At 48.0% G+C, this 12247-nt stretch carries 14 protein-coding genes and 1 pseudogene; 8 read left to right on the top strand and 7 right to left on the bottom strand.

Annotation, left to right across the window (positions count from 1 at the left end):
- Nucleotide 1: 1 nt before the first annotated feature.
- Together EKM75_RS09065 and EKM75_RS09060 are read left to right on the top strand one after the other, a co-directional pair.
- Entirely contained in the window at nt 2-853 is an 852-nt protein-coding gene (locus EKM75_RS09065) for an N-acetylmuramoyl-L-alanine amidase (RefSeq protein ID WP_125693938.1), read from the top strand.
- Nucleotides 854-892: 39 nt separating this feature from the next.
- Nucleotides 893-1735 (top strand): fructosamine kinase family protein, encoded by an 843-nt coding sequence (locus tag EKM75_RS09060; protein WP_125693936.1) that lies wholly within the window; start codon nt 893-895, stop codon nt 1733-1735.
- 436 nt (nt 1736-2171) lie between these two features.
- On the opposite strand, the gene EKM75_RS09055 is transcribed toward EKM75_RS09060, so the two are convergent.
- The 7 genes from EKM75_RS09055 to EKM75_RS09025 form a co-directional block, all read right to left on the bottom strand.
- Nucleotides 2172-2813 carry an HAD-IA family hydrolase gene (locus tag EKM75_RS09055; protein WP_125693934.1) on the bottom strand — a complete coding sequence of 214 codons (642 nt, stop codon included), beginning with the start codon at nt 2811-2813 and terminating at the stop codon, nt 2172-2174.
- 388 nt (nt 2814-3201) lie between these two features.
- A complete protein-coding gene (gene dtd / locus EKM75_RS09050; RefSeq protein ID WP_125693932.1) occupies nt 3202-3648 on the bottom strand; it encodes a D-aminoacyl-tRNA deacylase in 447 nt (148 codons plus the stop codon).
- A gap of 14 nt (nt 3649-3662) precedes the next feature.
- Nucleotides 3663-5900: a RelA/SpoT family protein gene (locus EKM75_RS09045; RefSeq protein WP_125693930.1), complete on the bottom strand. Its 2238-nt coding sequence runs from the start codon at nt 5898-5900 to the stop codon at nt 3663-3665.
- 28 nt (nt 5901-5928) lie between these two features.
- Entirely contained in the window at nt 5929-6264 is a 336-nt protein-coding gene (locus EKM75_RS09040; RefSeq protein WP_125693928.1) for a hypothetical protein, read from the bottom strand.
- Between the two features lie 75 nt (nt 6265-6339).
- Nucleotides 6340-7086: a 16S rRNA (uracil(1498)-N(3))-methyltransferase gene (locus tag EKM75_RS09035; RefSeq protein WP_125693926.1), complete on the bottom strand. Its 747-nt coding sequence runs from the start codon at nt 7084-7086 to the stop codon at nt 6340-6342.
- Nucleotides 7087-7088: 2 nt separating this feature from the next.
- Nucleotides 7089-8039: a 50S ribosomal protein L11 methyltransferase gene (prmA, locus tag EKM75_RS09030; RefSeq protein ID WP_125693924.1), complete on the bottom strand. Its 951-nt coding sequence runs from the start codon at nt 8037-8039 to the stop codon at nt 7089-7091.
- 107 nt (nt 8040-8146) lie between these two features.
- On the bottom strand, nt 8147-8464 hold the full coding sequence (locus EKM75_RS09025) for a hypothetical protein (protein WP_125693922.1): 318 nt from the start codon (nt 8462-8464) through the stop codon (nt 8147-8149).
- A 346-nt stretch (nt 8465-8810) separates the two neighbouring features.
- Here EKM75_RS09025 and mscL point away from each other — a divergent pair, with 346 nt between their 5' ends.
- The 6 genes and pseudogenes from mscL (at nt 8811) to EKM75_RS08995 (ending at nt 12091) form a co-directional block, all read left to right on the top strand.
- Nucleotides 8811-9197, top strand: coding sequence for a large-conductance mechanosensitive channel protein MscL (gene mscL / locus EKM75_RS09020; RefSeq protein ID WP_125693920.1), 387 nt, complete (start codon nt 8811-8813; stop codon nt 9195-9197).
- 761 nt (nt 9198-9958) lie between these two features.
- A pseudogene (locus tag EKM75_RS13135) lies at nt 9959-10123 on the top strand (sunset domain-containing protein); the annotation flags it as partial.
- A complete protein-coding gene (locus EKM75_RS09010; protein WP_125693916.1) occupies nt 10123-10962 on the top strand; it encodes a DNA/RNA non-specific endonuclease in 840 nt (279 codons plus the stop codon). The pseudogene EKM75_RS13135 and the gene EKM75_RS09010, both read left to right, overlap by 1 nt.
- Before the next feature lie 59 nt (nt 10963-11021).
- A complete protein-coding gene (locus tag EKM75_RS09005) occupies nt 11022-11273 on the top strand; it encodes a hypothetical protein (protein ID WP_125693914.1) in 252 nt (83 codons plus the stop codon).
- Between the two features lie 210 nt (nt 11274-11483).
- Nucleotides 11484-11840 carry a hypothetical protein gene (locus tag EKM75_RS09000; RefSeq protein WP_125681151.1) on the top strand — a complete coding sequence of 119 codons (357 nt, stop codon included), beginning with the start codon at nt 11484-11486 and terminating at the stop codon, nt 11838-11840.
- Between the two features lie 71 nt (nt 11841-11911).
- The gene (locus EKM75_RS08995; RefSeq protein ID WP_125681149.1) at nt 11912-12091 is read left to right on the top strand and encodes a hypothetical protein; all 180 of its coding nucleotides are present in this window, start codon (nt 11912-11914) and stop codon (nt 12089-12091) included.
- Nucleotides 12092-12247: the final 156 nt, after the last annotated feature.

Below are 12247 nucleotides of genomic sequence, written 5' to 3'. Positions count from 1 at the left end.
TATGCACTTTAAACCTAAAAACTGGACGGGACTGATTACCAGTCTCGCCATTCTCTTGGTGGCTAGCGGTTTGTTGCTAGCTTTCACCCACCATAATTCCGTCACCGCGACCCTCACCAATCTTAACCTACGGGACGGTCCGGGACTGACCTATAAGGTCACTCACAAGGTCAAAAAAAATACCCGCTTAACAATTTTAGGCGAAAAAGATAATTGGTACCACGTTCGAGATAGTCAAAATCATTTCGGTTGGGTGGCCAGCTGGTTGGTCGATCATCCCGGAAGTCTTAAACGGGTCACTAACTTGTCTGAAGCAACCATCGTCCTCGACCCTGGTCACGGCGGTAGCGACTCGGGGGCCCTCTCCATTGGTCAGAAGCATGAGGAGAAGACCTATACACTCGAGTTAGCCAATCGTGTTGCTAAGAAGCTCCGGGCCCGGGGAACGCACGTCATCATGACACGGTCAACCGATAAGACCGTCAGTCTGGCTGATCGACCAGCACTGGCCAATACCGACGATGCCAGTGCCTTTATCAGTTTTCACTTCGACTCCGCCCCTTCGGACAATCTTGGGTCTGGCACCACCACCTACTATTACCATCGGAATTCATCCTATGAGTTGGCAACCGACGTAAACAACCAAATGAACGACTTACCACTCACCAATCGCGGCGTGAAGTACGGCAACTTTGAAGTTATTCGTGATAACAGTCGCCCTGCTCTCCTGTTGGAAATGGGTTATATCAATACCAAGAAGGATTTCAGCAATATCAGTAGTGCCCAATACCAAGAACAGGTAGCCAATCGCGTTGTCGCTGGACTCAGCAAGTATTTTTCAGCAGCCGGTTAACTCAATTTTCACCAACTTATTTAGAAAGAAGGAATTCTCGTGACACTTGCACAGAATTGGCTCAAGCAATTACCGTTGCCCCAACCATTGACGGCCACCCCCGTCAGTGGTGGTGACATCAACGAGGCCTTTCAGCTTGATTCACCGGAGGGCCCTTACTTTTTATTGGTTCAGCCCCAAACTCCTGCTTCGTTTTACGCCCACGAGATTGCGGGATTACGGGCGTTAAGCCAAGCCGCCAACGTTCCCGACGTCATTGCTAATGGCGTCATCAACGGCGATGCCTATTTAATTTTAGAATTTTTAGCAACTGGTCACGGCAGTCAGTACGCCCTAGGACAAATGGTGGCTCGCGTGCATCACGTGACCGCTAAGCAGTTTGGCTTTGATCAGGATAATCTGGTAGCCAAGTTACCAAAAAGTAATCATTGGCAAGCGGACTGGTCGACATTTTATCTCAACCAACGCCTCGACCCATTAGTTGACCGAGCGAAGCAACATCAGCTCTGGAATCCACAGCGGCAGACAGCGTACGACCGGGTTCGTCAAAATATCATCGTGGAGAATCAGGACCGAGAGATTGTGCCTTCGCTCCTGCACGGTGATCTATGGTCCGGTAATTACCTATTCACGGCTGACGGGACACCAACCCTAATTGATCCCGACGTCTTGTACGGGGACCGTGAATTTGACCTTGCAATGACGACGATTTTCGGTGGCTTCTCGGCGGACTTTTACCGGGGCTACCAGGAACTCTACCCATTGGCCGAGGGCTACGCCGAACGGCTGCCACACTACCAACTGTATTATCTCTTGGCTCACCTCAACCTGTTCGGTGAGACTTATGGCGGCGCCGTCAACGAAATCTTAGCTCGCGGTTGATTATTCTGCTCCTGACCTGCATAGTGTGGTCGTTCGCCTTGCCGGCCGCCAGATATGGGCTGGAACGGTGCGGACACAACTTGAAGCCTCGAAAGACCCGAGTCTCCAAGCTTGGTCGTTCTGCTAAGCCAGCAGGAAACCCGCCTACTAACTAAGCAGAACGACGCGCCTGAGCCCATATCTGGCGACCTCTCGGCTTACACAGTATGCAACCAACTCAACTAATCCGTGGTATCAATTAGTCCCGTAAATGGATGCGTATAATAACTTAAATATTGAACGTGCTAAAACACAATCGTAGATGGCTACGTTCCCTGATTTTTGAAATTCAACCAATTCACGCTAACTTACCAGTATCAAAACTTGTGGATACTCTTTATAAACTATCAAAAAATCCTCACAAACCGCTTTTAATAGCTGTTTGTGAGGATTTTTTCTATGCCAATAACCAAGCCTGTAGTTCGGCCAATTCCGCTGTCCGAAACTCCGGTTGGCTATCTGCCACAATTAAATGGTCTAGATCAAATAACGCGCCGGCCATGCCAGCCCGGTGGCCCGCTGTGACATCTAACGTGCGGTCACCCACCATTAATGCTAACTGTGGATCGGCATCAAATTGCCGACACAGCGCTTGTAGACTCGTTGGATCTGGCTTACGAGGATAATTATCAGAAGCCGTTACAAAACCCGTAAAATATTGTTTTAGGTTTAACTCATCCAATCGGTTTAAAGCCTGGGCATCCCGGTGAGTTAGCAAAAAATTACGCCCACCAGCCGCAACGATACTCGCTAAAATAGTGGCTGCCCCCTTAAACGGTTGTGCAGACGAAAGCATTGGCGCTACTTTACGCTGATAAATTTTGGCCAATCGATCCTGATCCAACTGGTACTCCGCAGAGAAGCGTTGCAGAGCTGTCCCCAAACTATGTTGCCGCATAGTTCGATAGACATCATCGTCGTCAATTTCAAAATCATTGACCCGACAGGCAACCAAGGCCTGATGAAAGGCCGCCACCATCCCCGGATACGTATCGACCAACGTGCCATCAAAGTCCCAAAATATTTGTTGATACCGCAAGCTAAGTTCCTCCTTGGATTATGAAAATTATTAAATACCACTGACGCCGTTGACGTGTTATGCACGACATTATACTTATAAATACAAAAATCAATTCTGTTGCCCGTTACGCTTCTCGCAGGTGGGGACAATCTAAGCCAGTGGCGGCCAGAAATGGTGCTAGCTGTGAAAATGACGTTAGCTAGCGTTTTTTAGCTAGCTTAGGTCATGGGCGGCTTTGAAGACACATGTTCGTGGCTTCAAACCGAGCGAGAAGCCCGCCCTTTGGCTGAAACGTCCCCACAGCAGACACCGTCTCGGGCCGTCACTGGCGAGTTGTAGCCTACAAAAAGGGGTGAGACCAACGTCTCGCCCCTTTGGGTTTATCCGTTAAATTGACAACTAAAACCTAAGGCTGATCAGTATCGAACCAAATCGTGACCGGGCCATCGTTGATTAGAGACACCTGCATATCCGCACCAAAGACTCCCGTCTCAACGGTCAAACCGGTTGCTGACAATTTTTGATTGAATTCTTCATACATTTGGTTGGCGTGCTTAGGGTCACCCGCCGCAACGAAGCTCGGTCGGTTGCCCTTCTTAGTATTCGCATACAAGGTGAACTGGGAGACGGAGAGCACACTCCCACCCACATCTGAAATGCTTAGATTCATCTTCCCTGCTTCATCTTCAAAGACTCGCAGTTTACTGATCTTATGCACCAAATAATCTACTTGTTCACTTGTATCACTGTCTTCGGCCCCGACTAACAATAAAAAGCCTTGTTGAATGGCACCATGAACGTCACCGTCAATGGCAACCTGAGCCTCACTGACCCGTTGTAATAGAATTCGCATCGTCAACCGCCCTTCTAGTGGAACGCCCGCTTAACGACGTAAACGTCCGCAATGTTCTTAATGTTATCCAAAATCCGTTGCAATTCCAAGGTGCTCCGCGTACCCAGACTCACAGAAATCGTGGCCATCTTATTGTGGTCAACCTTCCCATTGATGGAGGTGAGATACTTGGTATTGTTGTTGATCGTTCGTAAGACATCATTCAACAACCCATTACGGTTATAGCCCTGAACTTCGATATCGGCATTGTAATTGGTCTTATCGCCAGCCATATTCCCCCAGCGAACTGCCACGATTCGTTCACCATTGTCCTCGGCGTTCTTCACGTTCGGGCAATCCGTCCGGTGAACGGAAACTCCCCGGCCTTTGGTAATATAACCAACAATATCATCCCCAGGGACCGGTGAACAACAATGACTCAGCCGAATGAGCAAGTTATCAACACCCTCAATAACCACACCATCGGAGTCTTTATCCTTGTCCTTACGAACTTTTTTATCCGTATCAGCATCATTTTTGATCGTCTGGTGTTCTTCCAGTAATTCCTTTTCTTCCTGACGCCGCCGCTTAACCTCTTCGGCTTGGCGGATACCATCAGTCAACCGGTTAGCGACCCCCCGTGGTTGAATATCACCAAAACCTACGGCGGCCAGCAGATCATCCCCGTGTTGATAATGAAGCTTAGCTGTGACCTTATCCATGTTTTCTTTGGTCATTAACTGCTTCGGATCATAACCCAGCTCACGAATCGTACGCTCAATGGTTTCTTGACCAGCCACAATGTTCTGCTCCCGGTCAGTCTGCCGGAAGAATTGCTTAATTTTATTGCGTGCGCGCCGCGTGGAAACCAGTTTCATCCAGTCACGACTTGGTCCCGCTGAACTGGAGGACGTCCGAATATCCACGATGTCCCCGTTCTTAATTTCGTAGTTCAACGGCACAATTTTTCCGTTGATAGTCGCCCCAGTAGTATGGTGACCAACCTCGGTGTGAATTGCATAAGCCATATCAAGTGGCCCAGCACCCTTGGGCAGTTCCAAGACATCGCCCTTTGGCGTGAACGCGTAAACGTGGTCACCAAAGAGTTCACCTTTAACACTGTCCATGAAATCAGACGCGTCATCGGTATCTTCCTGCAACTCAATAATGTGTTTGAACAGGTTCAGCTTGTCACCAGAATTGGTCTCTTGAACCTTGTCCTTGACACCTTCCTTGTAAGCCCAGTGCGCAGCGACCCCGTATTCAGCGACCGCGTGCATTTCCTTGGTCCGAATCTGAACTTCAAGTGGCTTACCTTCTGGACCAATAACCGTGGTATGCAAGGATTGGTACATGTTGGCCTTAGGCATCGCGATGTAGTCCTTGAACCGACCGGGCATTGGCTTCCACTGTGAGTGAATGGCGCCCAACACAGCATAACAATCCTTAATGGTATCGACGATTACCCGGATAGCCAGGAGATCGTAAATTTGACTGAATTGTTTGTGTTGATCCTTCATTTTCCGATAAACGGAGTAAATATGCTTAGGTCGACCGTAAATATCAGGCGTGATCTTCAAGTCACTGATCGACTCCTGAATGACCTTGATGGCCGCCGCAATGTATTCTTCTCGTTGATCACGCCGAGAATTCATCAGGTGGACAATGCGGTAGTATTGCTGTGGATTTAGGTACCGCAGCGAAATATCTTCCAGTTCCCACTTGATGGTGCTAATCCCTAACCGATCAGCCAATGGTGCGTAAATTTCCAAAGTTTCATTGGCAATTCGCCGTTGCTTGTCAGGACGTAAATGCTCCAGGGTCCGCATGTTGTGCAGCCGGTCAGCCAGCTTCACGATCATGACCCGAATGTCCTTGGACATTGCGAGCAACAATTTCCGGTGGTTTTCAGCCAGTTGTTCCCTGTTCGACTTATACTTGATCTTACCAAGCTTTGTGACACCATCAACGATCAAAGCCACGTCGTCGCCAAAAAGTTCTCGAACATCACTCAGAGTGGCCCCCGTATCCTCAACAATATCGTGGAGAAAACCTGCGGAAACCGTTTCTGGGTCCATATTCAAGTCTGCCAGAATACCCGCAACCTGAATTGGATGCATAATATAAGGCTCGCCAGACTGGCGGTGTTGATCCTTGTGGGCAATCGTCGCAAAATGACAGGCTTGCACCACCATTTCAACGTGTTCTGCATTCATATATTCATTGACTCTGGCAATTACTTCATCAGCCGTCCAGACGCGTTCTTTGGTCATTGGACGCCACCACCCTTAGTTTTTTAAATTATGATTCCTTTTCAATCTTGTTTTGCGTCAGTCCGTATGCGAGATAGGACAGACAAAGATAAACAATCGCAAAATACCGTGTGTACTTTGGTAGAAACCAAACGGCTCCCAACAAATAGATTACGGGCCAAATCAATAACCACCAGCCCGGTTGTGTGCGCCGATAGATACCGCGCCCCAGCACGATGGCTAAACAGCCATTGATGATGACCAGCAGACCCCCAAATCGCCAGACGGGACTCAAACCAATTCCCATCGCTAATGCTGGTAACCCCAATCCCATAATTAAGGCAACGACCCAATACCGCCACCCAATGCGTTCCAAAAACGCCATCCAACTCACCCATCTCTCTTAATAATTGCAACTATTTTAGCATGTTTCAGGGGAGATTTCACCTGGTTGTCTTGGTTACTGTAGTTCCATAACCACCGAAACCGCTGACAACAAATATAACGGTGCCGTCTCGGTTCGTAATATCCGGGGACCTAACCCCGCCAATATTGCCTGATTTTCCTGTGCTAGTTGGACCTCAGCCGGACTGATACCGCCCTCGGGGCCAAAGATAGCTAGGAGACTTTGCTTCGGTTTTAACGCCTGTAACTGCTGATTCAGCGCACTTTGTTCACCCTGTTTGGCCGATTCTTCGTAGGCCAATAACCGGACGTCTGTCGGTGCTGCTTGAAATACCGCCCGCAGGTCAGACGCGTAGCTCAGCATCGGTCGCCGCAACCGGTGTGACTGTTCAGCCGCACCATGCGCGATTTTGGTTAAGCGAGCTAACTTTTTGGCCACTTTGTTGGGTTGCCACTTAGCCACCGACCAGTCACCACCGAAGAAAATAATGTGATCAACGCCTAGTTCAGTGGCTTTCTGCGTGATCCACTCAGCTTTCTCCTGCTTGGGTAAGCCACAGGCAATCGTGACCGTCACGGGCAACTCCACTGGTGGTGTCGCCACAGCCGTCAATTTGACTGTCGCTTTGTCTTCTGTCAGCGTCTGCAACTCACCATGGAACAAGTGAGCCGTCTGGTCAACAAACTCCGCGACGGCGCCCGTCTGTGCTCGCAGCACGGTGACCCAGTGATGCGCAATATCCGTTGGTAATGTTAAAACATCCTGATCTTGATGGGCATCTTCAAGAAAATACCGTTGCATGCCTATTCATCCTCCGTCGGTTTGTGGGCAATGACGCCACGCCAATCCTTCATTTGTAATACATTATCAATAATAAACCCTTGCTTGACCTGGGCAGCTACCACTTCATCCAGTTTGTCAGCAATGATACCAGATGTCAGGAAGTAGCCCCCTTCATTGAGGTTTTCCCAGGCTTGTGGAATCAATGGCAAAATGATTTCCGCCAAAATATTGGCCACCACCAAATCAACTGGCTGATGAATCCCCTTTAAAAGGTCGTTGGGCTTCGCAATAATGTCCTTAGCCACCGGATTCAAGTCTAAATTAGTCTTAGCTGAACGCACGGCAACATCATCTAAATCAAAGGCCGTAATCTTGTCGACACCCATGTATTTGGCGGCAATACTCAGGACACCAGAACCGGTTCCAACGTCGTACATGGATTCACCACCACGGACGACCATCTCTAACGCTGTCATGGATAGCCGCGTCGTTGGATGGGCCCCCGTCCCAAACGCCATCCCTGGGTCCAAACGAATAACGTGTTCGCCGTCCTGAACTGGTTGATAGTTTTCCCAGCTGGAACTGACCGTCAGGTACCGGGTCACCCGGACTGGATGGTAGTATTTTTGCCAAGCTGTCGCCCAGCTTTCATCATCAACAGCCTGACTCGTGACTTTTCCTGGTGTTGCGTCCAATCCAAACTTAGCGAGTTCCTGAACGCGTTGCCGAATAGTTGGCAAAATTTCTGGAACGAACACTGTCTCTGGATAGTACGCCGTAATCTCAGCACCGGTCGTTCTGTGCGGAATCGTCGTTAAGTCGACAATTTCGCCGTATTTGCCTGGCTTGAGGTTAGCAAAGTCTAGAGCGTCGTCGATTTTAACGCCACTAGCCCCGGCTTCCTGTAAGATATTGCTGACCGCTTCAACGGCCTCGTTAGTCGTCAAAACGCTGACTTCGGTCCATTGCATGGATAGATTTCCTCCTATAATTTTAAAAAATATTAAAAAAAGAGCTGGTAACAACCAAACATTGTCACCAGCTCACCGCTAAACATTAAATAATTGATGGAACAGCCTTAGACTTTCTCGGCATCGTTGGGATGTTTGGCATTGTGTTGTTCACGCTTCGCCAAGTTGACTTCTAAATAGTCTAACATATCCGCTTCATTTTGAAACACCCGTGGATGCTTTTGCTTGTGCAGTCGCAAATCAATCTCGTTGATTCGCTGACGCCCGGTCCAGGTGTGACCATAACGAATGATTACCCGGTTATTGAGCGAATCTTGACCGAATTTAAAGACGTAGACGCTCTCTGGCGCCATCAGTGGCCGAATATACGACTTTTCGTAACGATAGTTATGTTGCCGTAAAAACTCCTTGGTTCGACTCAGCATGGTAATCACCTCCTAAATGACAATCTACTCGGTTCTCAAAACATTTTAAGGCCTCTTCGGTTGCCCAAACCCATTAAAATGTATCAATAATTGATAATAGTTGATTTCGGCGAGGATTGCAAGCAAAAAGTCCACGCTGCCAAGACTTTTATGCGACCTCTGAAACCAACTTTCAGCTATCCGTTATCGTTTGTGAAACCACTTACATTATAACATAGCTGCTACGCAATTTCCGCCCAATTCGCTGGATAACTTGAAAAACTAGCCCCAGCATTTCTGTTGCAATTTCACCCGGAATCGTTAAGAATGGAAGTTAAAGAAAATTTCATATGGGAGGACGTTTATTTTGTTAAAGGAGTTCAAAGAGTTCATTGCTCGCGGCAATGTCATGGATCTAGCTGTTGGGGTTATCGTTGGGGCTGCATTCACAGCTATCGTTAATTCCTTGGTCAATAACCTGATTAATCCCCTCATTGGCCTATTCGTTGGTAGTATTGACTTCTCCAACCTGGTCTTCACCGTTGGGGATGCCCATTTTAAATATGGCGCATTTATCAATGCCATCATTAACTTTCTGATCATCGCTTTCGTCGTCTTCATCCTAGTCAAGGTTTTAAACAAGGTTGCCCCTGCCAAGGCGGATGACGAACCGACGGAACCAGAACCAACCAATGAAGAAAAATACTTAAAAGAAATCGTGACGCTACTCAAACATGATGATCAGCAAAAATAATTAGTGGCTCACGTTTCAACGAAATAAAATTAGTAGAAGAAGGGTTGAGAATTTTTCTCAACCCTTCTTTGCTGCTCTAAAACTAAGATGGTCCGAGCCAGCGGCAAAAATGGCTCCCCATGAACCGGTAGTTGCCCCAATTTTATTGGTATTGAAGACCGGTACGCAAAAGTATCGGCTTTTTTTGTTCAGTCTCCCAATCTTTAAGAAATTATTCTTTTTTTCGTTGAAATCTACGGCTAAAACCCATAAGCTTAGAGAAGCCCCTTCACTACTTTTAACTAAGTCACACTAAACCGGGGATTGTCGGGGCGTACACAATAAGGGGAGTGATTGTTATCTTTACCGTATTTTGGCTGCTTCTATGGGGTGCCGCAACCTATTGGGCCTTCAAGGGGCCTCGTAAACGTAAAATTCTGGGAAGCATTTTTGCTTGTCTGCTAGTCTTTGGAGCACTGGGGAGTTTGGCCACGGCTAAACCTGCGCCCAAAACGAAGACCATTGCCATCGGCACACACCGTTTAGCCAAGGCCAAAGCAGAATCACGCAAGTTGGCAGCCTCTTCTAGTAAACAGGCCACTGCCATTTTAGCCCTGAATGAAGCCGATAGTTCTTCTAAAGAAGCGGCATCCGCCGCCTCTACTGCCAAAGCTGACAAAGCTAGCAGTGTTGCTCAGGCTAGTCGCCGAGCAGCATCCAAGGCTGCGGCCAGCAACACCGCCACCAGTCATGCCACACAGACTAGTCGATCCAAACCTAAGGGTGACTTGGAAACTGACAAGGCTGGGACCATCGTTGGCAACAAAAATTCGAAAATCTACCATACTCCTGATCAAGCTGGTTACCATATGAACAGTGCCAACGCCGTCTACTTCAAGTCGGAAGCGGCGGCTCAGGCAGGCGGTTATAGAAAGGCGCTACGCTAATGAAGAAAAAACAGTTTCTATGGATTGCTCTTAGTCTTTTGCTGCTCGGGTTGGGTGGCTGCTCAAGTTCGAGTGATGCCGCCAAGACCAAGACCGTTTATAACCACACGCCCGAAAAGCAGGCCGTCAAACTGGAAAAAGCCAACTCGGCAGAAAAGAAGCGTTTAGACGCTGTCCAAGTAAAGTTAGATCACCGGCAAGCCACCAGGAAAACTACCCAAAAGCCATCAAAGACGCCAACCAAAAAGAAAACAACCACTAAGCAAAAATTGGCTGACCGCACCTACCAGGGAGAACAAGAAATTACAATCAATCAAAATGATCCTGGTTTCAGTAAAAAACAACTAGCCACCAAGTCGGGCGCTTGGCAAACGTACCACCAATTGGATAATCTGAACCGCGTTACCGGAGCCGAAGCCCTCTTGAACCAATCCCTCATGCCCACTGCTAAGCGCGAGCCCCTGACGGTCGATCCAACTGGTTGGCATAACAAACGTACGAGTCATGGCTGGCTTTACAATCGAAGTCATCTAATCGGCTATCAGTTTACGGGTCAAAACAATAATCTGAAGAACCTAATGACTGGGACCCGGTCGCTCAACAATCCCGCCATGTTGCACAATGAAATGGATGTCGCCACCTACCTCAAGCAGAGTCGTCACAATTACGTCCGCTACGCCGTGACTCCCATTTTCAAGGGGCAAGAACTAGTCGCCCGAGGCGTTCAGATGCGGGCCCAGTCTGTTGGCTCCAATGCCATCCATTTCAACGTCTACATTTTTAACGTTGAATCTGGCTACAAAATTGACTACAGCACTGGCTATAGTCAAGCTAGCTAAGCGCCAGTCGTCCAAAACCCGATGACGTAAAAAGCTGACTTATTCCTAGGAGGAGCCTTATGAAAACACTACGCAAAGCCGCCATGTTACTGGCCATCACCTTTACATTGGGTGGCGCCGCCCAACCACTGGCCGCACCAACCACCACTGCAGAAGCCAAAACGCAGAAAATCTGGATTGCACCGAATCACGGAAAGAAGTACCACTACGACAAGCACTGTCGGGGCCTGAATCATGCCAAAAAATTAAAACGCGTCTCGCTTAAGTGGGCCAAGCAACATCATTACAAATTGTGTGGTTGGGAAAAATAATGTCATGAATTTTAAAACGAGGTTAGGAGAAAATTCCTAGCCTCGTTTTAAGTTGCCGGGCCCTAACCACCCGTTTTTCTGTCAAGAATCCGCTTACTATTGACGATGAAAATGATATACTAATAAATGATACGATTTCTTAATCGATAACGTTCAAGATTTATCCAAGCACTAAGCTGTTATTCTAACGAAACAAAGAGGTCGACGAAGATGAAAGAAAAAGAATTTGAAAAAACAGATTGGCAACGGGCCCAGCTGGCCGTCTTCAATGAGTACGATCGATTTGTTAAGCACCTTCACGATGAGGGTGTCGAATACACAATCAGCCAGGCCCGGCGCATCGTCATCTACCAGGACTTGGTCGAAGAATGGCGGCACAACGTTCCCACGTTGATGGCCGACCTTGAGGACAACGCGCAGGCGTTAAGTGTTTTCGAAGACTTAGCTGTAGATGGGCAGAGCACATTACTCTCCCGCTGCGCCAAAAAGATGGAGGCTTGGCCAGACTACATCCCTTCACCGCTCACCATTTGGCTGGAATTAGCCGAAGACGCCGAGCGAGAATAATTGCTACATCACCCTAACCCTCGCGAACATCCAACTAACCACAACAACGAACGACTTAGGAGGAATTAGTCATGAGCTACTATCAATACATCATTAATGGTATTTTTCTACTTGCCGTTGGCATCTTTCTGATGAGCCAGGCCCACAAAGCTAAAACCGAAACCACTCACAAGTGGGTCATTATTATCGGGATCTGCTTTGCTATCGTTGGCATGGGCGTCGGTGGCGTCGGCATTATGGGTATCAGTTAAACTTACCGAGTAAACGTAGGAAGGGTCTGGGACAGAAGTCTCAGACCCTTTTTGCGCTTTGAAACGTGCGACAAAAGGCGGTTCTATGATATTTGGTGTTGATAGAGAAATCTATCAACACCAATTTTTTGTATAATAAAAGGGGCACACTGCCCC

This window comes from Levilactobacillus tongjiangensis, assembly GCF_003946345.1.
Taxonomy (GTDB): Bacteria; Bacillota; Bacilli; order Lactobacillales; family Lactobacillaceae; genus Levilactobacillus; species Levilactobacillus tongjiangensis.
The sequence above is the reverse complement of the archived record's forward strand: the minus strand, read 5'-3'. Positions and strand labels throughout refer to the sequence as shown.